Here is a 22,756-nt window from a genome sequence, read left to right on the forward strand (position 1 = left end):
CTCCGGACGCCCTGGCCGTTTTCAGGTCGGCCAGCCAGGCTTGGCATCACCGCGCCGGACCAGAAGTTGCGTGTCGTCGATGGCGTCCGCGCCCAATCCAGGTCCTTCTGCCACGACCGCCGTGCTGGCGAGCGTCGCCGCGCTCGGCATCTGGCGGCTGCTCGCGGTTGCAGCGCCCCATCTGGCGGCCCTCGCGCTGATGTGCGAGACCGAGACCGATTTCGGCTCGCGCCTGTCCTTCGCGCTGGCCTGGGGAATCCTCAACTTTTTCTGGATCACGCTGCTGCGTCGCCCCGCGCTGTCGGGCGCGCTGTCGCTGACGATGGTCGTCGTGCTGGTGCTGCTGTCGCGGCTCAAGCACGACGTCGCGCAGATGACGGTCAACTTCATCGACTTGATGATGATCGACCGCGACACCGTTGCGTTTCTGTTCACGATCTTCCCGAATTTGCGCTGGTCGGTGATCCTGGCCGGTCTCGTCACGCTGCCGCTGATGTACGCGCTGTGGTGGCTCGACCCGTTCCGCATCCGCCGCCTGCCGGCGCTCGCTTGCAAGCTCGCCTGCCTTGCTGCCCTGGTCGGCTATTCGCTCTATCGCCCGGACGAGGCCTGGCGCGGCTATTACGATGACGGCTATCTCTCGAAATTCTTCCGCTCGGGCGTCACGGCCGTCTCCGACTTTGCGCAGTACGGCTTCATGGAGGCGTCTGCTTCCACCGGCGAGCGGCTCAACATGCCGCTGGTCGATGCCTGCCACCCGGCGGGCCGCCGGCCCAACATCATCTTGATCCATGATGAATCGAGCTTCGACATCCGCGCCGCCCAGGGCATCAAGGTGCCGCCGCGCTATGGCGACCACTTCAAATCGTGGGACGGCAAGCAGCGGACGTTCCTCGCCGAGAGCAACGGCGGGCCGAGCTGGTTCACCGAATACAACGTGTTCGCAGGGCTCTCCTCGCGTTCGTTCGGCCGCTTCGCCTATTTCGTTACGCGCATCGCCTCGAACCGGGTCGAGCGCGGACTGCCGCTGGCGCTGCGCCGCTGCGGCTACGACACGCTGTCGCTCTATCCCGCCCATGGCGGCTTCATGGGCGCGCGCAGCTTCCAGATGACGACGGGAATCGAGCGCTTCCTCGATTCCAAGGATCTGGGCGCCAAGGATGTCGAGCCCGACAGCTTCTTCTACGACAAGGCGCTTCAGCTGATCGGCCAGCAGCCACCGAACAAGCCGCTGTTCGCCTTCATCTATCTCGGTGCCAACCACTTCCCCTGGGAGACCCGCTTCCGTCCCGATTTGCTGCCGAACTGGCGCGCGCCGGGCAATGTGCCGTCCATCGATGAATATCTGCGCCGCCAGACCATGAGCGCCGAGCAGTACAAGGCGTTCGTTGCCGGTCTGAAGAAGAGCTTTCCGGGCGAGCCATTCCTGATCGTGCGCTACGGCGATCATCAGCCGGAGTTTGCGGCTGCCATCCTCGAGCCCGGGCTCGACGAGGGCGCGATCGGCAAGAAGCTCGACACCTACGATGCACGCCTCTACGCGACCTATTACGCCATCGATGCCATCAATTTCGAGCCGGTCGGAAGCCAGGCCGTGATGGACACGATCGACGGTCCATATCTGCCGCTGGTGGTTCAGGAAGCCGCCGGCATCCCGCTCGACCCGTCCTTTGCCGAGCAGAAGGAGATCATGCTCCGCTGCAAAGGCATCTTCTACGGCTGCAAGGACGGTGCCGAGGCGCGGCGGCTGAACCGGCTGTTGATCGACGCGGGGATGATCCGGGGGCTGTAGCCTCTCGCTTGCCGTAAACCTACTGCTTGATCTTCTCCCACAACCACTTCGCCACCGCATTCGGCGAGGAGTTCGCATCGTTGCCGCTGGCGCGCAGGTTTGCCTCGCGCATGGTGGCGATGTCGATCTTGCCGAGCAACGGCTTGAGCGCCGCCTGCAGTCGCTCGTCACCGGAGCGCTTGGGCGCAAGCAGCAGGATGGCGTCATAGGGCGGGATCGCGCGTTTGGGATCGTCGAGCGCTGTGAGCTCGTACTTGGCGATCAAGCCGTCGCTGGTGTAGCCGGCGATGACGTCGACCTCGCCGCTGGCCACGGCCGCATACATGAAGTCCGGTTGCATCTGGCGCTGGGCGCGGAACTGCAGCCCATAGGCCTTTTGCAGCGCCGCCCATTCGGGGCGCGAGAAGAATTCGTAATCGCCGGCAATCGACAGCGTCGCCGCATGCGCAGCGAGATCGGCAGCGGTACGGATATGAAGCGCCTCGGCGCGTCGTCTCGGCATCACCAGCGCATAGGCATTCTCGAAGCCGAGCTCGCCGAGCAGGGTGATGTCGTCCTTGGCGAGCGCCGTCTTCAATTCCGCCACCAGCTCGGCGCGGGGCTTGATGTCGGTGCGATGCAGCTGGTTGGCCCAGAGCGTGCCGGAATAATCGACATAGAGGTCGATGTCGCCGGCCTTCAGCGCGTCGAAGATCACGCTGGAGCCGAGGCCGGAGCGCGCGGCCGCCGAGAGGCCCGCCGCCTCGAGGCGGTCCCTCATCAACGCCGACAGGACATATTGCTCGGCGAAGGTCTTGGCGCCGACCACATAGCCTGACGACGAGCGCCCCATGGTCGGCACCAGCGTGGCTGCGACCAGTGCCGCGATTCCGAGCGCCCCGAGACCGCTGCGCACGCGGTTGCGGCGGCGCAGGCCGTTCTCGATCAGCCCAAGCAACTGGTCGACAGCAAGCGCGAGCAGGGCGGAAGCCACGCAGCCGAACAGCACGAACACCCAGTTCTGGGTCTGGAGGCCGGCAAAGATGTAGTTGCCGAGACTGGTCTGCCCGATCGGCGTCGACAGCGTCGCGGTGCCAATCACCCACACCGCCGCGGTGCGGATGCCGGCCATCATCACCGGCAGCGCCAGCGGCAGCTCGACGATCAGCAGCGATTGCCGCGCGGTCATGCCGACGCCCTTGGCCGCCTCGATCAGCGCGGGATCGATGCCGTTGAGGCCGGTGATGCCGTTGCGCAGCACCGGCAGCATCGAATAGAGCGCCAGTGCCAGCATCGCTGGCAGGAAACCGAACGCGGAGAAGGATATTCCGAACCAGGCCAGCGTGACGGACGCAGCCAGCAGCAGCAGCGGGTAGAACAGCGCGAGCAGCGCCAGCCCGGGTACGGTCTGCACGATGCTGGCCAACGCGAGCAGGATGCCGCGCGGCGCCGGACGATTGCGCGTCAGAATCGCCAGCGGCAGGCTGACGGCGAGGCCGAGCGCGAGGGCGGCGAGGCTCACCCGCACATGGTTGCCGAGGTAGTCCGGCAGGTGCGACAGCGCCTCGCCCCAGCGTGGATCGGTGAAGAGGCTCATGCCGCACCGCCCGTGGGCAGCAACGCATTCAGTCGCTCGACCTGGCGGCGCGGGGTACGCAACAGCTCGAGCACGTAATCGTCGCTGCTGCTCGAGAGCTCCGCAGCCGTACCCTGTGCGAGCAATCGTCCACCGCGCATCACTGCGATGCGATCGGCGAGCAGGATCGCCTCGGTCATGTCATGGGTGATCATCACGGTGGTCAGGCCGAGCTTGCGGTGCAGCGCGCGATAATCGTCGCCGAGCGCATCGCGGGTGAGGGGATCGAGCGCGCCGAACGGCTCGTCCATCAGCACGATGCGGGGCCCTGCCGCGAGCGCCCGCGCCACGCCGACGCGCTGGCGCTCGCCGCCGGAGAGCGCCTCGGGCAGCCGGTCGCGATGCGATGCGCGGTCGAGCTGCACCAGTTCCAGCAGCTCGTCGACGCGCCCTGCAACGGCCGTTTCCGGCTCGCCGAGCAGCTTCGGCGTGATGCCGATATTGTCGGCGACGCTCAGATGCGGAAACAGCCCGCCGCTCTGGAAGACGTAACCGATCCGCCGCCGCAGCGCGACCGGATCGACATTCCGCACGTCCTCGCCTTCGACGGTGACGGTGCCGCTATCGGCCTCGATCAGCCGGTTGGCGAGCCGCAGCAGCGTGGTCTTGCCCGATCCCGAGCCGCCGACGATCGCCACAAACTCGCCCACGGCGATGTCGAGCGACACGTTATCGACGGCTGCAAGGGAGCCGAAGCGCTTGGTGACGTGCTGGTAGCTGATCGCCAGCTTGGAAGACATCGCAGATGAACTCTCTCTTCTCTTGCCCTCCCAAGGGAGGGTAAGAGCGCGGCATAATGGCATGCGTAGCACGCCCGGCGCCTCGATTGAACTTGGCCGCGTGAGCGGCTAAGGCATCGGGCTGAGTTGGAGGAAGCACATGACGACGCCCACGGCAGTGGCGCTGGAAGATACCAAGGTTGCGTTCCGGCTAGGGGACGGCCGGGTCTATACGGCGGTGGAGAAGGCCCATCTCGCGGTCGCGCAGGGCGAGTTTGTTGCCATTGTCGGGCCAACAGGGTGCGGAAAATCGACGCTGCTCAACGTCGCGGCGGGCCTGCTGAAGCCAGCCGCAGGCAGAGTCAGGATTTTCGACCAGCCATTGGCAGCGCTGAATCGGGATGCCGGCTATTTGTTCCAGGCGGACGCGCTGTTCCCCTGGAAGACCGCGCTCGATAATGTCGCGATCGGGCTCGAGGTCAAGGGCACGCCGCGCACTGAAGCGTTGTCGCAGGCGCAGAAATGGCTGACCGCCGTCGGCCTCGGCGCCTTCGCGAACCGCTATCCGCACATGCTTTCGGGGGGCCAGCGCAAGCGCGTGGCGCTGGCGCAGGTGCTGATCCGCGATCCGAAGATCCTGTTGATGGACGAGCCGTTCGGGCCGCTGGATGCGCAGACGCGCCAAGTGATGGGCAACCTGCTGCTGGATTTGTGGAATGCCGACCGCAAGGCCGTGCTGTTCGTCACCCACGATCTCGAAGAGGCGATCGCGCTCGCCGACCGCGTCGTCATCATGTCGGCGGGGCCGTCCTCGCGCATCATCGGCGACTGGCGCGTCGGGCTTGCCCGCCCGCGCGACATCTTCGAGGTGCGCCTCGACAAGGAATTCCATGCGCTCCATCGCGAAATCTGGAGCGTGCTGAAGGACGAGGTGATGAAGGGATACGCACAGTCCACCCGGGCGGCGGAGGCGATCTGATGTCGCGCACGACGCTGTTTGCGCTGCAGGTCCTGGTCGCTGTCGTCGGGCTGGTGCTGTGGCAGGTGCTGTCGACCGTCCCCGTGTTCGGCAAGATCCTGCTGCCGCCGTTCTTCTTCTCCAACCCGGTCGACGTGTTCAGCCAGATCGTGAAATGGTTCGCCTCCGGCGTGATCTGGAAGCACCTCGGCATCACGCTTGCGGAATCGATCCTCGCCTTCGTGATCGGATCGCTCGGCGGGGTTCTGGTCGGCTTCTGGTTCGCGCGCCAGCCGCTGGTCGCCGCGGTGTTCGACCCCTACGTGAAGATGGTCAACGCCCTGCCGCGTGTCGTGCTGGCGCCGATCTTCGCGCTGTGGCTCGGGCTCGGCATCTGGTCCAAGGTCGCGCTCGGCGTCACCCTGGTGTTCTTCATCGTCTTTTTCAATGTCTATCAGGGCGTCAAGGAGGTCAGCCGGACCGTGCTCGACAATGGCCGCATGCTCGGCATGAGCGAGCGGCAGTTGATGCAGCACGTCTATTGGCCCTCGGCGCTGTCATGGATGTTCTCCTCGCTTCATACCTCCGTCGGCTTCGCCGTGGTCGGCGCGGTGGTCGGCGAATATCTGGGATCGGCGGCCGGGCTCGGCTATTTGATCCAGCAGGCCGAAGGCATCTTCGATGTCGCCGGCGTGTTCGCCGGCATGTTCGTGCTGTCGGCGTTCGTCATCCTGATCGATTTCGGCGTCACCTTGGTGGAGCGGCGCCTCCTGGTGTGGCGGCCGGCCGCGTCGGACGGGCGGGGGTAGCAAGCAGGTCTATGATTGCATCGCCGAAGGGCTGATCAGGCAGTGCTTCTCAAGCCAGCCCCGCTGCTCTATGGTGCCGCCGGCCGAACGGAGGAAACCAATGAAGAACACGATTGTCAGGCTCGCCGGCGCACTGCTCGCGCTGACGCTCACCACCTCGCTTGCCGCGGCGCAAAGCAAGGTCACCATCGCGATCGGCGGCGGCTCCTGCCTGTGCTATCTGCCGACGGTGCTTGCAAAGCAGCTCGGCGAATACGAGAAGGCCGGCCTCAATGTCGAGTTGGTCGACCTCAAGGGCGGTTCGGACGCGCTCAAGGCCGTTCTCGGCGGCAGCGCCGATGTGGTCTCAGGCTATTTCGACCATTGCGTCAATCTGGCCGCCAAGAAGCAGGAGCTGCAGGCTTTCGTGGTTTATGATCGCTATCCCGGCCTCGTGCTCGTGGTTGCGCCCTCGCGAACCAACGACATCAAGTCGGTCAAGGATCTCGCCGGCAAGAAGGTCGGCGTCAGCGCGCCCGGTTCCTCCACCGACTTCTTCCTGAAATATATGCTGAAGAAGAACGGCATCGATCCCACCAGCACGGCCGTGATCGGGGTCGGCCTCGGAGCCACCGCCGTCGCCGCGATGGAGCAGGGCCAGATCGATGCGGCCGTGATGCTCGATCCCTCCGTCACCGTGCTCCAAGGCAGCCACAAGGATCTGCGCATTCTTTCCGACACCCGCACCCAGAAGGACACGCTCGAGACGTTCGGCGGCGAATATCCGGGCGGCGCGCTGTACACGACGGCGGCCTGGATCAACAGCCACGAGAAGGAGACGCAGGCACTCACCAATGCAATCCTTGCAACGCTCGCCTGGATTCATTCGCACACTCCCGAGGAGATCATGGCGAAGATGCCGGAGCAGATGGTCGGCAAGAACAAGGATCTCTATCTCGCCGCACTGAAGAATACGATCCCGATGTATTCCGAGACCGGCAAGATGGACCCGAAGGGTGCGGACGCCGTGCTTGCAGTGTTCAGCGTCGGCTCGCCCGAGGTAGCGAACGCCAAGATCGACGTCAGCAAGACCTTCACCAACAAATTCGTCGAGCAGGCCAAGAAGACAACGGGGAGCGCCAAATAGCCGACGCGATGGCGTGCTATCAGGCGTCATGACGTCACCGGTCATATATCGCGTCGCGACGCTCGATCTTGCGGTGTGGCCGATCGTCTGGCCGTTCGCCGAGGAACGGCGCGCCGAGATCGCGGCGCATTTCGCCGAGAAGCAGCGCGAGCGGCCGAAAATCTGGAACGGCCGCGTCCTGCTCGGGCGCGATGCCGTGTTCAACGATGGTCACCTGACGGCGACCTATTTCGAGACGGATTTCGCAAGCTTCCTCGCCTGGCGCGACTGGGGCTTTCCCGACAAGACCGTGTTCAACGGCTTCGGCATGGGCGCGTTGCGCGCCTCCGACGGCGCCTTCATCATGGGCGAGATGGCGCCCCACACCGCCAATGCGGGCCGCATTTATTTCCCCTCGGGAACGCCTGATCTCGACGACGTCAGGGACGGCGCGCTCGACATTCCCGGCAGTGTCGTCCGCGAGCTCGGTGAGGAGACCGGCCTGACCGCGGCCGACTATCGGATCGAGCCGGGCTGGCATTGCGTGGTCACAGGCCCCACGATCGCGATGTTGCAGGTCATCAACCTGGACATGCCGGGCGATATGGCTCGCGCCCGGATCGAAGCCAACCTTGCGCGCGAGACCGAGCCGGAGCTGTCCGCCATTCACCTCGTGCGCGGGACCAGCGATCTCAGGCCGTCCATGCCGCGATTTGTCACGGCCTTCGTCGAGCAGCAGTTCGCAGCGCGCTGATCCGCGAGGCTTGACATCGCCGCGCGCAGCCCATGTGATGGGCCGAAGAATTGCACCAAGAATGCAATGCACAATCGTCCAGGGAGGTTTTGATGCGCCTGCGCATGGCTGCCCGCTTGGTACGTGGGCTGTTGGTCGCGATATCAGCGACGGGCTTGGCGGTGTCTGCCGAGGCTCAAGAGAAAAAGCTCAAGATCGGCGTCATCTACGATCTGACCGGCCCGCTCGCCGGCGGTGGTTCGGAGCTTCAGTACACCGGCGCAAGGATCATGCTGGATCAGTACAGCGCGAAGGACGTCGAAGGCTACAAGATCGAGGCGATCTATGCCGATGCTCAGAGCAAGCCGGATATCGCCATCAATGAAGCGATCCGTTTGATCGAGCAGGAAAAGGTCGACATGCTGCTCGGCTTCTTCTCCTCGGCGCAATGCGTGCCGGTGGCCGCGCGGGTCGAGCAGTTGAAGAAGTTCATGTGGATCACGACCTGCATTTCGTCGGCAGTGCTGGAGAACAAGAACTACAAATACGTGTTTCGCCCGCAGGCCTCCGGCGATCAGTTCGGCATGATGACGATGGACTTCATCGCGCAGAACGCGAAGGAAAAGCTGGGCAAGGATCCGAAGGACCTGCGGGTCGCCATCATCCACGAGGACGGCGCCTACGGCGTCGACGTTGCCAAAGGCAACGAGGCCGGTGCCAAGAAGGCCGGTTTCAACATCGTGCTCAGAGAGGGCTATTCGGCCACGGCCCCGGATCTGTCTGCGCTGGTCACCAAGCTGAAGCGGGCCAAGCCGGATGTGGTGTTCCATACGGGCTACAATCCCGACATCACCCTGTTGCTTCGGCAAGCCCGCGAGCAGGGGCTGAAGTTCGGCGCACTGGTAGGACATGGCGCCGGCTACGGGGTCTATGAGAAGCTGAAGGAGGGCCTGGGCGCCGACGTCAACTACGTCTTCAACACCGATCCGATCTCGATCTGGCTCGCCAACCAGAAGAGCATGGATCCGAAGCTGCCGCCGATCATCAAGGCGGTCGGCGAGGAGTTCGACAAGCGCAAGCCGGGCGTTGCCATTCGTTCGGCCCATGTCGGCATGGCTGCGTCCAACACCTATTTGTTCCTGACCGACGTGCTGCCGCGAGCGATCAAGAAGTATGGCGGCGTCGATCCCGATTCCCTGCGCAAGGCAGCACTGGACACCGACATACCCGAAGGCGGCACCATGCTCGGCTTCGGCGTCAAATTCCATGGCGAGGGCTCGCCAATGGCCGGCCAGAACGAGCGCTCGTTCCCGGTCGTGATCCAATACGTCGACGACAAGTCCTATGTGGTGTGGCCCAAGAGCCAGGCGCAGCGCGAGGCCGTGCTGCCGCTGCCCAAGGGCACCACCTACAGCAACCAATAGCGGAGTGCTGCGGTGTTGGAAGTCAGCGGATTGGTGAAGCGGTTTGGCGGCTTCACCGCCGTGAACAACGTCTCGTTCCGGGTCGACCAGGGCGAGATCCTCGGGCTGATCGGCCCCAATGGCTCGGGCAAGAGCACGATCTTCAACATGCTCTCCGGCACGCTGGCGCCGACCGCCGGATCGATCCTGTTCGCCGGGCACGAGATCGCGGGCCTTGCGCCGCACCGGATCATCAACAGCGGCATCGGCCGGACCTTCCAGATTCCGCGGCCGTTCCGCCGTCTCACCATTTTCGAGAATGTCGCGCTTGCCGGCTTCTACGGCCAGGGCCGCCACAGCCGGGCCAAGGCCGAGGAGGCGGCCGAGCGGTCGCTGGCGATGGTCGGCCTGCCGACCGACCGCCATGCCAGCGTCGACGGACTTGGCGCGGCGGGGCTGAAGAAGCTCGAGCTGGCGAAGGCGCTCGCCACCGCGCCGAAGCTGTTGCTCGCCGACGAGAGCCTCGGCGGGCTCGACGAGGCCGAGATGGACCAGGCCGCCGACATGCTGCGCAACATCCGCGACGAGCTCGGCATCACCATCATCTGGGTCGAGCACATCATGGGCGTCCTGATGCGCGTCGTCGACCGCGTCATGGTGCTCGATCACGGCGAGAAGATCTCGGAAGGCCTGCCAAGCGCGGTCGCGGGCGATCCGCGCGTCATCGAGGTCTATCTCGGCACCGACGCCGAGACCACGCAGGCCGCGGCCGCCGAAGCGCGCCGCCGCGCAGGGGGGTAGGCGATGCTGGAGCTTCGCGGCGTCAATGCCGGCTATGGCACCTTCCAGGCGCTGTTCGACGTCAATCTCGACGTGCGGGCCGGCGAAGCCGTCGGCGTGATCGGCCCCAACGGCGCCGGCAAGACCACCTTGATGCGCGTCATCTCCGGCCTGATCCGTCCCTCGCGCGGATCGATCAAGATGGAGGGCGTCGACGTTGTCGCGACAGCGCCGCACAAGATCGTCAGCCTCGGCATCGCGCATGTGCCGGAGAACCGGCGGCTGTTTCCGCAGCTCACGGTCGACGACAATCTCAAGATGGGCGCCTTCATGAAGGAGGCGCGAGACCACTACGCCGAGCGGCTGGAGGTCGTGTTCGACCTGTTTCCGCGCCTGAAGGAGCGCCGTCACCAGATGGCCGGTACCATGTCCGGCGGCGAGCAGCAGATGTGCGCCATCGGCCGCGCGATGATGTCCAATCCGAAACTGTTGCTGCTCGACGAACCCTCGGCGGGGCTCGCGCCGGTGGTGGTGCAGCAGGTGTTCGAGCTGGTGAAGCGGATTCGCGCCAGCGGCCTGACCGTGCTGATCGTCGAGCAGAACGTGCAGCAGGTGCTGAAAGTGGTCGACCGGGCCTATCTGATCGAGGCGGGCACGATCCGCGCCTCCGGCACCTCGGCCGAGATGCTGGCGAGCGACACGGTCAAGGAAGCTTATCTCGGGGTGTGACGGGCATGCAGGCGTTCCTGGACGTATTCGACATCTACCTGCTGGAGGCCGTCATCAACGGCATCCTGCTCGGCGGCGTGCTGGCGCTTCTTGCGCTGGGGCTCAACCTGATCTTCGGTGTCATCGACGTGACCTGGATCTGCTACGCCGAGCTCGTCATGATCGGCATGTACGGCATGTATTTCATGGTGCAGTATTACGGCGTCAGCTATTTCGTTGCCGCCCCGCTCACCATCCTGCTCGTCGCCGTGCTTGGCGCGGCGCTGCACTACCTCGTCATCGCGCCGCTGCTGACCGCACCCCCGATCAACCAGCTGCTCGCGACCGGCGGCGTGCTGTTCGTGCTGCAGAGCTTTGCCACGGTCGCGTTCGGCATCGACTTCCGCAATCTCGGCATCCGCCTGCCGGTGCTCGCCTTCGGCGACATGAATTTCAGCTACGCGCGACTGCTTTCGTTCGTCGCCGCGCTGGTCGGCATGGTCGCGGTCTATCTGTTCATGACGCGCACCTTCACCGGCACTGCGATCCGCGCCATCTCGCAGGACCGGCAGATCATGGCGCTGATGGGAGTCGACACCAAGCGGATCTACCTGATCACGTCGGCGCTCGGCGGCGCGCTCGCCGGCCTCGCCGCCTGCCTCCTGGTGCTGCAATACGACGTGCATCCTTTCGTCGGCCTGTCCTTCGGGCCGATCACCTTCCTGATCTGCGTGCTCGGCGGCCTCGGCAATTTCATCGGCGGCTTCATCGCCGCCTTCGTGTTCGCCGAGATCATCTCGCTCGGCGGCCTGTTCTCCGACCTCGAATGGGGCTATGTGCTCGCCTTCGCGTTCTTCATCGTCATGATGTTCATCCGGCCCGCGGGCCTGCTTGCGAGGCGCCGATGACGGGGCAGGGGCGGCTTGCTGCATGGGGCGTGGGGCTGGCGGCGCTGGTCGCGCTGCCCTTCGTCTATCGCGATCCCTATCATCTGCACATCCTGGTGCTGATCCTGATCTGGTCGTTCGCCTATACGTCCTGGTCGATGATGGGACGGTTCGGCCTCGTCTCGCTCGGCCATGGCGGCTTCATGGGGATCGGCGCTTACGTCACCGCGCTGTTGTGGAATCATGCAGGCCTGTCGCCCTGGATCGGCATTCCCATCAGCATGGCGGCGGCCGGCGCGCTGGCGATGATCGTCGGCTATCCCTGCTTCCGCTTTCGCATCACCGGGCACTATTTCGTGCTGGTGACGCTGGCGCTGTCAGGCATCGTGCTCCAGGTCATCACCGCGACGCGCGACTATACCGGCGGCTCGCTCGGCTACACCCCGAACCGCGCGTCCGGCAACAAGCTGCTGGCGCTGCAATTCGACGACAAGACCACCTGGTACCTGATCGCGCTGGCGGTCTGGCTGTTCGGCATCGTGGTCTGGCACTGGGTCGACCGCAGCATGGCGCGATATGCGCTGGAGGCGATCTCGGAGGATGAGGACGCCGCGGCCGCGGCCGGTGTCGACGTCACCGCCGAGAAGCTGAAGATCACGCTGCTGAGCGCGCTGATGACGGCGCTGGCGGGCGCGATCTACTGCCAGTACCAGATGTTCATCACCCCGGACACGGTCAGCGGCATCGCGGTCTCGTTGCAGATGGTGTTCGCCGCGATCGTCGGCGGGCTGTTCGTCTCGCTCGGCCCGACCGTCGGCGCCATCATCACCATTCTGCTGGCGGAAAGCTTGCGCATCGGTTTCGGCACCAAGGCGGTCGGCTGGGACAATCTCGTCTACGGCGTGCTGCTCGTGCTCTTCATCATATTCCTTCCCAAGGGCATCCTTGGTAGCTTGCTCGATCGATTGAAGTTGCAACGCAAGGTGCCCCGCGCTCATGAGCAAAAAGCCGTTCAAGTCGCTCGCCCAGGAGCTTGACCGTTACATCACGCCGTTTCGCTACGATGGCTCGGGCAAGTTTCACCTCAAGGACCACAAGACCGACGAGAAGGGCGATCTCGACAAGGAGAAGGCGCAGGCGATCCTCGACGCCAACAAGCAGCGGCTGGTCGGGTTTCAGGAGAAGCTCTACGCCCAGGACCGCTGGTCGCTCCTGATCGTGTTCCAGGCGATGGACGCCGCTGGCAAGGATTCCGCGATCAAGGCGATCTTCGAGGGCATCAATCCGCAGGGCTGCGAGGTCACGGCCTTCAAGGCGCCGAGCAGCAAGGAGCTCGACCACGACTTCCTCTGGCGCCACGCGGTCGCGCTGCCCGAGCGCGGCCATATCGGCATCTTCAACCGCTCGCATTACGAGGAATGCCTGGTGACGCGCGTACATCCCGAGATTCTCGCCAAGGAGAAGTTGCCGCCAAGGCTCGTCACCAAGAACATCTGGAAAGAGCGGTTCGAGGACATCTCCGCCTTCGAGCGTTATCTCTGCCGCAATGGCACCGTGGTGCTGAAGTTCTTTCTCAACCTGTCCAAGGAAGAACAGCGCGAGCGCTTCCTCGCGCGGCTGGACGATCCGGCCAAGCAGTGGAAGTTCTCCATGGACGACATCAGGGAGCGTGCGCTGTGGCCGCGCTACCAGGCAGTCTACCAGGACATCGTCCGGCACACCGCGACCTCCCACGCGCCCTGGTACGTCGTCCCCGCCGATCACAAATGGTTCGCCCGCGTCGTGATCGGCTCGGTGATCAACGCCGAGCTGGAAAAGCTCGACCTGCGCTTTCCCCGCGCCGACAAGGCCTCGCTGGAGGAGTTCAAAGAGGTGCGCAAGGCGCTGGAGAAAGAAGGGACGGGAGGCAGGAAGCAAGCAAAGTGACAGCCGGCGGGACCACGAACTGCAAGAACGTCAACTTCGCGCTCCAGGGCGGCGGCGCGCACGGCGCCTTCGTCTGGGGCGTGCTCGACCAGGTGCTCGAGGACGGCAGGCTCGCGATCGAGGCGATCAGCGCCACCAGTGCCGGCGCGATGAATGCGGTGGCGATGGCCTCCGGCATGGCGCATGGAGGCGCGGAGGCCGCGCGCGAGAGCCTGCACGCGTTCTGGTACGAAGTGTCGCGCATGGACATGGCGTACGATCTGATGTCGCCGCTGAACCAGTGGATCCAGGCCCTGAAGCTGCCGCCGGAATATCATCCGGTCCACGCCTTCATCCATACGTTGACGCATACGCTGCCGCCGAACCTGCTCAATCCCTTTCACTTCAATCCGCTCCGCGCGCTGCTGCAGCGCGTGATCGATTTCGACCGGCTCAATTCCTCGCCCGATGCGCCGCAGCTGTTTCTCAACGCCACCAACGTCCGCACCGGCAAGATCAAGGTATTCCAGAGCCCGCTGCTGACGGCGGAAACCGTGCTCGCCTCGGCCTGCCTGCCGCCCTATTTCCAGGCCGTCGAGATCGATGGCGAGCATTACTGGGACGGTGGCTATCTCGGTAATCCCGCGATCTATCCGTTGATCTACCGCAAGGGCAGTCACGACGTCGTCATCGTGCAGGTGACGGCGATCCGGCGCGACGAGCTGCCGGCCAGTGCCGCCGATGTCCTCCACCGCATCAACGAGATCAGCTTCAATTCGTCCTTGATGCGCGAGATGCGCGCGATCGCCTTCGCCACCCGGCTGATCGACGACGGCGAGCTCGACAACAACAAGCACAGCCGCATGTACATGCATTGGATCGGCAACGACGCGCTGATGTCGCAGCTCGGCACGGCCACGCAGTTCCACCCCGAATGGAGCCTGTTGTGCCGCCTGCGCGATGAGGGCCGCGAGGCGGCGCGCAACTGGCTGGCGCGAAACTTCGACCGGATCGGAAAGGCCTCGACCGTCGACCTGGCCGAGATGTTTCTCTAGGCGCGCGGGTGGCCTTCGACCAAAAGTGCGAAAACAACCCCATGCACAGTAGCCGGGCATAGCGGAATCAATGGCTTATCGACTCTCATCATCCGCGATGCGGATTCCACGAAATTCGTTTGCATCGTCGGGCAAAACAGGGGCATGATGTCACCATGCCCGCTGCCTTCTGAGATTGCTCACTTCGCGCGAAAGCGATTTGCATGGCGGAACTCGGGTCGTCAAATTTGATCATCAGATCATTGATCCCGCTTGACAGTTTTGTGTCGCAGGAGGACCATGCCCATGGTCGCAACCAAGCGACGCGCAACGTCCACCTCATGAGCAAGGGGAGGTCTATGACACCACCTCCGCAAATCCAGCCGCGTTAATTGCGATGGAGCTCGTTCGGACTATCGCATAGCGGCGCAAACCGCGAACGGCACGCCGGGACAAGGTTTAGCGGGCTGCATCAGTGAGGCAAAGCCCCTACCTTCCCGGCGCTGTATTTTGATCGCGTCGATCGTGTCGGATAGCCGTGCAGGCTGCCGCACCAAAGTTCATTGACACTCCGCTCCTCTTGATCTCCTGGTTGATCCGCAAACGGGTCGTTGCGCGCGCTGACGGGACATCAGCTCCCGATCCTGCGCTGCGGCAAATGCCAAGAGAATGTCGTCTCGAAGGCCAACTTCCGACACAGGCTGGGGGCGAATAGCGCAGATCCGACATGACGGATGTGCTTCGGCGGTGACGGCCACGACACCGCGGGCGCATTCTTTTTTCCAGGGAATCTTCGTGTCGTCAAAGCTCGTCCCGGCGCTTCTCGCCGCTCTTTTCCTCGCGATCTCTTCTCTCTCCTGCGCCCGCGCCGATGCGCCGGCCGCGAACGGAGCCGCGGCGCTATCGCCTGACGAAGCCAGGCGTGCGTTAGACACGCTCCAGGACGACAAGAAGCGCGCGCAGATGATCGATACGCTCCGTGCGATCGCGAGCGCATCTGGTCCGCAACAGCCCGCGCCGCAGCCGAATTCGCCGATCCCGCTTTCGGCCGACGGCCTCGGTGCGCAGCTGATGCTCACGGTCTCGGAGGAGATCGGCGAGATCTCGCGTGAGATCGCCGGCATGGCGCGGACGCTCACGCATTTTCCGGCGTTCTATTACTGGATCGTGCGCACCGCGAACGATCCCGCGGCTTACAATCTTCTGATCGAGATCGCCTGGAAGCTGGCGCTGGTGCTCGGCTGCGCCCTCTCGGCCGAATGGGTGATCTTCCGCCTGATCCGCCGGCCGGTCGCGTTCCTGGAAGGACGCGTGCCGCAAGCCGCGCGCCTGCCGGCACCGGTGCCGCCGCCTGCCGATCCGCCATCGTCAGTCGCCAACGTTACGCCGGCACCTGAACTGCAGGAGCGACGCCACAGCCTTGCGCGGGTCTGGCAGATCATGCTGCGCCTGCCCTTCGTGCTCGGGCGTTTCGTGCTCGAGCTGCTTCCCGTGCTCGTCTTCGTCGGCGTCGCCACCGCGCTGCTCGGGACGGAGGTTGGAGAACCGACAACCGTCCGCCTCGTTATCCTCGCCGTCGTCAACGCCTATGCGTTCTCGCGCGGGCTGATCTGCCTGGTTCGGGCGCTGGCGGGGCCGTTCGGCCTGTTTCCGGTGCGCGCGGAGACCGCCGCCTATATCGAGATCTGGGCGCGCCGCATCGTCGGCGTCGGCGTCTCCGGCATCGCCTTTGCCAATGTGGCGCTGCTGCTCGGCCTGCACCGCGCCGGCTACGCCGCGCTGCTGCGCATGGTGATGCTGGTCGTGCACCTCTTCATCGCCGTCATCATCCTGCAATGCCGCCGCCAGGTCGCCGATGCCATCCGCGCCCCGGCCGAGCGGCAGGGGATCACGGACCGTTTGCGCAACCGCATCGCCGGCGGCTGGCACTATCTTGCCATCGCGCTCGACCTCGCGCTCTGGGCGGTGTGGGCGCTCAATATCCGCAACGGCTATTCGCTGCTGCTGCAATATTTCGTCGGCACGATCGCAGTGGCTCTGATCACGCGTGTCGTCATCATGCTGACGCTGAGCCTGATCGACCGCGGCTTCCGCATCAGGCCGGAGATCCTCCAGCGCTTTCCCGGCCTCGAGATCCGTGCCAACCGCTATCTGCCGCTGCTGCGCAGGATCGTATCGGGCGTGATCGCCTTCATCGGTTTCGTGGCGGTGCTCGAGGTCTGGGGCGTGGACGCGATCGTCTGGTTCTATGGCGGCCAGATCGGCAGCCGGCTGATCTCGGCCGTGGTGACCATCGGCCTCGCCGTGTTCATCGCCGCGGCCATCTGGGAAGCCAGCAATGCGCTGCTGGACCGCCAGATCAACACGCTGTCGCGGGACGGGCACTATGCCCGCGCCGCGCGGTTGCGCACCTTCCAGCCGATGCTGCGCACCGCGCTGCTCTGCCTGATCGCGACAATCGTCGGCCTCACGGCGCTCAGCGAGATCGGCGTCAATGTCGCCCCGCTGCTGGCGGGCGCCGGCATCGTCGGCATTGCGATCGGTTTCGGCTCGCAGAAGCTGGTGCAGGATCTCATCACCGGCCTATTCCTGCTGCTTGAGAATACGGTGCAGGTCGGCGACACCGTCAGCGTGTCCGGGCTGTCGGGCGTCGTCGAGAACGTCTCGATCCGCACCATCCGCCTGCGCGCGGGCGACGGCGCCGTGCATATCGTGCCGTTCAGCGCGGTCACGACCATCACCAATGCCAGCCGCGGCGCCGGCAACGCCTCGGTCAGCGTCAACGTCGCCTACAAGGAAGACACCGACCGCGCCGGCCAGATCCTCAAGGACATCGTCGACGAGATGCGCCGTGAAGCGGACTTCCGCGCGCTCATCCGCGGCGATCTCGAGCTGTGGGGCGTCGACAAGGTCGACGGCGCGATGGTGTCGATCGTCGGCCAGATCCGGTGCACCGAGGCCGGCCGCTGGCCGGTCCAGCGCGAATTCAACCGCCGCATGAAGCTGCGCTTCCAGCAGAACGGCATCGAGATCGCATCGGCGACACAGACGATCCTGATGCACATCGCGCCACCGGTCGATGGCGCTGCCCATCTGACGCCGCGGCGGGCGGCGGGGTAGTCGCCCGGCGAAAATTTCCGGCTTGCCTCCGTCGACCCGGCAGCGTTCACTTGGACTTCAGCCCGCTGCCACATGCGGGCGACGACAATGGGTGGGTGGAATGATACGAGGGCTGTGGGCCGCCGTGCGCGGCCATGTGATGGCGTTGTGCGCCTTGGTCGCATCTTCAGCGTGGATTGCACCGGGGCATGCGCAGCCGTTTCCCGCGCGCCCCATCGCCCTCATCGTGCCGTTCGCTGCGGGCGGCCCGACCGACACGCTGGCGCGGATCCTTTCGGAGCGGATCGCCGCCGAGCTGCGCACCACGGTCGTGGTCGAGAACGTCGCCGGTGCCTCCGGCAGCATCGCCGGTGCCCGCGCCGCCCGTGCGACGCCTGACGGCACCACGGTCACGATCGGTCATTGGGGTACGCACGTGCTGAACGGCGCGATCCTCAAGCTGCCTTACGACGTCGTGAGCGATTTCGAGCCGATCGCAATGATCGCGATGGGCACGCAGCTGATCGTCGGCCGGAAGTCCCTCGAGGCAACCAATCTCAAGGAGCTGATCGCCTGGCTGAAGGCCAATTCCGGCAAGGCCACCGCGGGGACCTCCGGGGCGGGCACAGGGGCCCATGTCGCCGCGGTCTTCTTCAAGGACAAGACCGGTACCGACTTCCAGTTCGTGCCCTACCGCGGTGCCGGGCCCGCCATGATCGATCTGGTCGCCGGGCAGATCGACATCATGTTCGACCAGGCGGCGAACTCGCTGGCACACGTCAAGAACGGTGCGATCAAGGCGTTCGCGGTGACGTCGCCGACAAGGCTTGCGTCTGCGCCCGACGTGCCGACCGTCGACGAGGCGGGTCTGCCTGGGCTTTATATTTCCTACTGGCACGGCATATGGGCACCGAAAAACACGCCGAAGGATATCGTTGCCAAGCTCAATGCGGCCATTATCGCGGCGCTGGCCGACGCGTCCGTCAAGCAGCGCTTTGCCGAACTGGGGCAGGAGATTCCGTCGCCGGAGCAGCAGACCCCCGCAGCCCTGGCCGCTTTCCAGAAGGCCGAGACCGAAAAATGGTGGCCGATCGTGAAGGCGGCGGACATCAAGCCGGAGTAGCTGCAACGGAGGATGCCCGTCATTCCGGGGCGCCCGAGGGCGAACTACGGTGCGCAATTGCGCACCTGAGAATCCATCGGGCCGTAGAGATTGCCGCGCAATGGATTCCGGGTTCGCGCTGACGCGCGCCCCGGAATGACGAGACGAGAGAGCCGCCGCCGTTTCTATTTCCTCACCGTCAGGAAACTAGGTTTGCCGCGTTAACGTTTTCGCGCGCATAGCAGTCGTTCGCACAGTCTCGCTGCGGTGCGAGATCACGATCGCGGCCGGAGACCGCTACGTCCTTGATCTCGACTGAACCCTGGCCGACAATGGCTGCCGTTCAATAGGAAGCTTCTTGGGGGAATCGTGAATAGACCTGCTCGGGTCAGCGCCCATTCGACATCATCCGAGACCGCGCACGGCATGACGCTGCTGCGCGACCCCCTGCTCAACAAGGGCACGGCTTTCACGGAAGCGGAGCGCGCCGCGCTCGGCTTGCGCGGCCTGTTGCCGCCCTGCGTGCTGACGATGGAGACGCAGGCTCAGCGCGTGCTCACCAATCTGCGCACGCTGCCGACGGATCTGGAAAAATACGTTGCCCTGAACGCGCTGCACGACCGCAACGAGGCGCTGTTCTTCCGCCTCGTCGTCGACAATATCGACGAGATCCAGCCGATCATCTACACGCCGACGGTCGGGCTTGCCTGCCAGAAATACGGCCTGATCTTCCAGCGGCCGCGCGGCATGTTCATCTCCTCGCGCGACCGCGGCCAGATCGCGGAGATCCTGAAGAACTGGCCCTACCAGGCGAGGCTGATCGTCGTCACCGACGGCGAACGCATTCTTGGCCTCGGCGATCTCGGTGCCAACGGCATGGGGATTCCGGTCGGAAAGCTCTCGCTCTATTCCGCCTGCGCCGGCGTGCATCCGGAAGCGTGCCTGCCGATCGTGCTCGACGTCGGCACCAACAATGAAGAGCTCTTGAACGATCCCTATTATCTCGGCCTGCGCGAGCGGCGGCTGACGGGCGAGGCCTATGACAGCTTCGTCGACGAGTTCATGCAAGCCGCGCGCAAGACGTTTCCGGGCGTGCTGATCCAGTTCGAGGACTTCGCCAATCATTCGGCGTTCAAGCTACTGCACAAATATCGCGACGAGGCCTGCGTCTTCAACGACGATATCCAGGGCACCGCGGCGGTGGCGCTCGCCGGCCTGTTCTCAGGCCTGCGCATCTCCGGCGGCAAGCTGAAGGACCAGAAGATCCTGTTCCTCGGGGCGGGCGAGGCGGCAACCGGCATCGCCGATCTCGTGGTCTCAGCCATGATGGCGGAAGGCGCCTCCGAGGCGGACGCGCTTCGCCGCAACTGGCTGGTGGATTCCCGCGGTCTCGTCGTTGCCGGGCGCGAGGGCCTTCATGGCCACAAGCTGCGCTATGCGCACACCGACCAGGCGCCGATCGCAGACTTCCTCACCGCGATCAAGACGCTGAAGCCGACGGCGATCATCGGCGTCGCCGCCGTCGGCGGCGCCTTCACGCCCGACGTGCTAAAGGCGATGGCCGAGCTCAACGAGCAGCCGATCGTGTTCGCGCTCTCCAACCCGACCTCGAAGGCCGAGTGCTCGGCGGAGGATGCCTATCGCTACACGGAGGGACGCGCGCTGTTCGCCTGCGGCAGCCCATATGATCCGGTCAAGCTCAACGGCCGCAGCTTCGTGCCGCGCCAGGGCAACAATTCCTACATCTTCCCGGGCGTCGGCCTCGGCGTCATCGCCAGCCGCTCGCGCCTCGTGACCGACGAGATGTTCATGGCTGCGGCCCATGCGCTCGCCGATTGCGTCGGCAAGGAGGACCTCGCACAGGGCAGCCTCTATCCGGCACTGCCGCGCATCCGCGAGGTCTCCATCCGCATCGCGGCGGCGGTTGCGGATGTGGCCTATCAACGCGGGCTCGCCGACGGACCCGCGCCCAACGACGTGAAGGCCCTGGTCCAGTCGCAGATGTACGAGCCGAGGTACTAGAAATCGGCCGCGCCGAAACGCGTGGCTCGCGGGCCGCATCGGCTGATCCTTTCGCCGATCTGTCCCGATTCCGAACAGGTCACTGTGGTGGAATCGTCACACCTGGCGCGAAACGGAGGCGGCCTCAGAGCCGCTTTTGTTCCGACAAGGTTCTGCCCTCATTGCCCACCGAAACTTGGGGTTGTTCGGAGGGCGCATCATGTCTCGCATTGCAAGTGCCGAAACTGCCCGGATGTCACTGGCAAGCTCGAGCCGGCTGTTGGTCGCAATCCTGGGCGCCGCATCGCTCGCCGCCTGCTCGCAATCGCCGGTCGGCCGTCAGAAAGCCGATCTCGCGGGAACAACCCGACAAGCCGCGGTGGAGCGCCCGCACCGGGTGGGCGCGCTGCATCCACGCCCGATCAGCCGGGCGCGTGTCCCCGATCGTGACGCCAAGCAGATCGCTTCGCACGGCATCGCCAGCTTCTATTCGGATACGCAGACCGCGAGCGGCGAGAAGTTCGACAAGAACGAATTGACAGCGGCGCATCCCACCCTGCCGTTCGGCACCAAGCTGCGCGTCACCGAGACCTCCTCCGGCCGTTTCGTCACGGTCAGGGTCAACGATCGCGGGCCCTTCGTGCGCGGACGCGTGGTCGACATCTCGCCTTCCGCCGCCGAGGCGCTCGGCATGGTCGACAAGGGCATCACCAATGTCAGGCTCGAGGTCGTGCAATAGGGCGCCACGCGTCGCGACCGATGCGGCGCCGCTTAACCGGCTGTTAGCGGCTTCTCAAGCACCATGGCTGCCCGCACAATTGGGGACTTTGGGGGAGGCGGCGCTTGAACACGATCCAGCATCTCGAAGATCAGGCTGCGCGCGCCGAGCGGCTCGCCAAACGGATCACGGATAGGCTGACGATCGAAAAGCTGCTGACCTTCGCGGGCGAACGCCGCCGCGAGATCGAGGTCATCGCCGGCAAGCACCGTCGCAACTAAAGCGCGCTGCGGTCAGGTTTGATTGCTACAAGGAAGGCCCGCTCCCTCTCCCGCAAGAGCAGAGCAATCGCATTTGACTTGTGGCGGCGGCCTGCGCGCACGCCTCGTCCTTCGAGACGGCGCTGACGCCCTTCCTCAGGATGAGGCTAATCAGCATCAGTGCTCGTTGAAACTTCTGCCGCGCACTCCGCCCTCATCCTGAGGAGCCCGCCCAAAGCGGGCGTCTCGAAGGATGGCCGCAGAGAAAAACTCCCAATGCGATAGTCGTTCCCGCAAGCGGGGAGGGAGCGCGCCTTCGTCCTTTGGGCAATCGAGCCTCATTTCATCGCGCTTTGGGAATGGCTTTCGATGAAGTCGCTGAGATAATCGGGGAGCTCTATTCCATAGATGTCGCAGCGCGCGCGGATTTCGCCGGCGACATCGCACGAGATATCCCTCATCCAGTGCTCGAGCGTGTTGAACGAGATCACCTTGATCGGATCGTTGAAGCAGCCGGCGACGAGCTCGCCGATCGTGGCGTCGAGATCGCTGCGTTCGATGCGGATTTCGGTCGCCTCGTCACGGCGATCGACCACCACGAACAAGGTCTGGTCCGCTCCGTAAGGCACGATCGGTGATGATACGCCGGCGTCAAGCATCTCGAGGCGCTCACGTCATTGCTTCCGATCCCTGACAACGGGACAAGCCGGAAGAAGGTTCCTGCTCGCGCGCTTGTGAAGGGGCGTCAGAGAAATTCTCTCAGGCGCGACAGCTCGAGGACGTGTTCGGAGGAGAGTATTTCGGTGACGAGCGGCGGCTGCGCCACGGTGCGGATCTCGTAGAGATGGCGGGTCGTCGCCGGCTTCTGCATGAAAGCCGAGATGCAATCGTCGAGCGTGCCTTCGATGACTTGGTAAGGCTCCCGGTCAGGCTGGCGCTGATTGGCGAGTGATGGCCATTTATGCAGCACCGCAAGCGCGCCGAAATCGACCTTTGAATCCCCGACCACGTCCCCCATCGCCCTGCCTCACGCAAAAGACGACCCCAGCACACGTGCTCGCGTGCCGGGGCCCATACACCTGTCGCTGCATCTCATGCCACAGATTCTCCAACGCGGCGGCCGGGGAA

21 protein-coding genes are annotated in these 22,756 nt (G+C 64.7%); 17 read left to right on the forward strand and 4 right to left on the reverse strand.

Annotation, left to right across the window (positions count from 1 at the left end; genetic code table 11):
* The first annotated feature begins 79 nt into the window (after positions 1-79).
* Positions 80-1,792, forward strand: coding sequence for a sulfatase-like hydrolase/transferase (locus tag AC24YW_RS19290; protein WP_487484189.1), 1,713 nt, complete (start codon positions 80-82; stop codon positions 1,790-1,792).
* Between the two features lie 19 nt (positions 1,793-1,811).
* On the opposite strand, the gene AC24YW_RS19295 is transcribed toward AC24YW_RS19290, so the two are convergent.
* Both AC24YW_RS19295 and AC24YW_RS19300 read right to left on the reverse strand, forming a co-directional pair.
* A complete protein-coding gene (locus tag AC24YW_RS19295; RefSeq protein WP_487484190.1) occupies positions 1,812-3,368 on the reverse strand; it encodes an ABC transporter permease/substrate-binding protein in 1,557 nt (518 codons plus the stop codon).
* Entirely contained in the window at positions 3,365-4,147 is a 783-nt protein-coding gene (locus AC24YW_RS19300; protein WP_487484191.1) for an ATP-binding cassette domain-containing protein, read from the reverse strand. The genes AC24YW_RS19295 and AC24YW_RS19300 overlap by 4 nt, the downstream gene beginning before the upstream one ends.
* Positions 4,148-4,286: 139 nt before the next feature.
* On the opposite strand from AC24YW_RS19300, the gene AC24YW_RS19305 reads away from it, so the two are divergent.
* The 16 genes from AC24YW_RS19305 to AC24YW_RS19380 all read left to right on the forward strand — a co-directional run bounded on the left by AC24YW_RS19305 (position 4,287) and on the right by AC24YW_RS19380 (position 21,649).
* Entirely contained in the window at positions 4,287-5,105 is an 819-nt protein-coding gene (locus AC24YW_RS19305; RefSeq protein ID WP_487484192.1) for an ABC transporter ATP-binding protein, read from the forward strand.
* The gene (locus AC24YW_RS19310) at positions 5,105-5,893 is read left to right on the forward strand and encodes an ABC transporter permease (protein WP_275519383.1); all 789 of its coding nucleotides are present in this window, start codon (positions 5,105-5,107) and stop codon (positions 5,891-5,893) included. The genes AC24YW_RS19305 and AC24YW_RS19310 overlap by 1 nt, the downstream gene beginning before the upstream one ends.
* Positions 5,894-5,993: 100 nt before the next feature.
* Positions 5,994-7,019 carry an ABC transporter substrate-binding protein gene (locus AC24YW_RS19315; RefSeq protein ID WP_487484193.1) on the forward strand — a complete coding sequence of 342 codons (1,026 nt, stop codon included), beginning with the start codon at positions 5,994-5,996 and terminating at the stop codon, positions 7,017-7,019.
* Positions 7,020-7,047: 28 nt separating this feature from the next.
* Entirely contained in the window at positions 7,048-7,752 is a 705-nt protein-coding gene (locus AC24YW_RS19320) for an NUDIX hydrolase (RefSeq protein ID WP_487484194.1), read from the forward strand.
* Positions 7,753-7,844: 92 nt separating this feature from the next.
* Positions 7,845-9,155 (forward strand): ABC transporter substrate-binding protein, encoded by a 1,311-nt coding sequence (locus AC24YW_RS19325; protein WP_487484195.1) that lies wholly within the window; start codon positions 7,845-7,847, stop codon positions 9,153-9,155.
* A 12-nt stretch (positions 9,156-9,167) separates the two neighbouring features.
* Positions 9,168-9,935 (forward strand): ABC transporter ATP-binding protein, encoded by a 768-nt coding sequence (locus AC24YW_RS19330; protein ID WP_487484196.1) that lies wholly within the window; start codon positions 9,168-9,170, stop codon positions 9,933-9,935.
* A gap of 3 nt (positions 9,936-9,938) precedes the next feature.
* Positions 9,939-10,643 (forward strand): ABC transporter ATP-binding protein, encoded by a 705-nt coding sequence (locus AC24YW_RS19335; RefSeq protein ID WP_487484197.1) that lies wholly within the window; start codon positions 9,939-9,941, stop codon positions 10,641-10,643.
* Between the two features lie 5 nt (positions 10,644-10,648).
* Positions 10,649-11,530: a branched-chain amino acid ABC transporter permease gene (locus tag AC24YW_RS19340; RefSeq protein WP_036006719.1), complete on the forward strand. Its 882-nt coding sequence runs from the start codon at positions 10,649-10,651 to the stop codon at positions 11,528-11,530.
* The gene (locus AC24YW_RS19345; protein WP_487484198.1) at positions 11,527-12,546 is read left to right on the forward strand and encodes a branched-chain amino acid ABC transporter permease; all 1,020 of its coding nucleotides are present in this window, start codon (positions 11,527-11,529) and stop codon (positions 12,544-12,546) included. Before AC24YW_RS19340 ends, AC24YW_RS19345 begins: the two co-directional genes overlap by 4 nt.
* The gene (locus tag AC24YW_RS19350) at positions 12,506-13,435 is read left to right on the forward strand and encodes a polyphosphate kinase 2 family protein (RefSeq protein ID WP_487484199.1); all 930 of its coding nucleotides are present in this window, start codon (positions 12,506-12,508) and stop codon (positions 13,433-13,435) included. Before AC24YW_RS19345 ends, AC24YW_RS19350 begins: the two co-directional genes overlap by 41 nt.
* Positions 13,432-14,469: a patatin-like phospholipase family protein gene (locus tag AC24YW_RS19355; protein WP_487484200.1), complete on the forward strand. Its 1,038-nt coding sequence runs from the start codon at positions 13,432-13,434 to the stop codon at positions 14,467-14,469. Before AC24YW_RS19350 ends, AC24YW_RS19355 begins: the two co-directional genes overlap by 4 nt.
* 774 nt (positions 14,470-15,243) lie before the next feature.
* A complete protein-coding gene (locus tag AC24YW_RS19360; protein WP_487484201.1) occupies positions 15,244-17,568 on the forward strand; it encodes a mechanosensitive ion channel domain-containing protein in 2,325 nt (774 codons plus the stop codon).
* A gap of 103 nt (positions 17,569-17,671) precedes the next feature.
* On the forward strand, positions 17,672-18,670 hold the full coding sequence (locus AC24YW_RS19365) for a tripartite tricarboxylate transporter substrate-binding protein (RefSeq protein ID WP_487484237.1): 999 nt from the start codon (positions 17,672-17,674) through the stop codon (positions 18,668-18,670).
* A gap of 348 nt (positions 18,671-19,018) precedes the next feature.
* Positions 19,019-20,671 (forward strand): NAD-dependent malic enzyme, encoded by a 1,653-nt coding sequence (locus tag AC24YW_RS19370; protein WP_487484202.1) that lies wholly within the window; start codon positions 19,019-19,021, stop codon positions 20,669-20,671.
* A 199-nt stretch (positions 20,672-20,870) separates the two neighbouring features.
* Positions 20,871-21,389: a septal ring lytic transglycosylase RlpA family protein gene (locus tag AC24YW_RS19375; RefSeq protein WP_487484203.1), complete on the forward strand. Its 519-nt coding sequence runs from the start codon at positions 20,871-20,873 to the stop codon at positions 21,387-21,389.
* 104 nt (positions 21,390-21,493) lie between these two features.
* Positions 21,494-21,649 carry a hypothetical protein gene (locus AC24YW_RS19380; protein WP_487484204.1) on the forward strand — a complete coding sequence of 52 codons (156 nt, stop codon included), beginning with the start codon at positions 21,494-21,496 and terminating at the stop codon, positions 21,647-21,649.
* 317 nt (positions 21,650-21,966) lie between these two features.
* On the opposite strand, the gene AC24YW_RS19385 is transcribed toward AC24YW_RS19380, so the two are convergent.
* Together AC24YW_RS19385 and AC24YW_RS19390 are read right to left on the reverse strand one after the other, a co-directional pair.
* Positions 21,967-22,287, reverse strand: a complete 321-nt coding sequence (locus AC24YW_RS19385; RefSeq protein WP_487484205.1) for a hypothetical protein — start codon at positions 22,285-22,287, stop codon at positions 21,967-21,969.
* 86 nt (positions 22,288-22,373) lie between these two features.
* Positions 22,374-22,646 carry a hypothetical protein gene (locus AC24YW_RS19390; protein WP_487484206.1) on the reverse strand — a complete coding sequence of 91 codons (273 nt, stop codon included), beginning with the start codon at positions 22,644-22,646 and terminating at the stop codon, positions 22,374-22,376.
* Between the last annotated feature and the right edge of the window lie 110 nt (positions 22,647-22,756).

This window comes from Bradyrhizobium sp. USDA3516 (genome assembly GCF_057651995.1).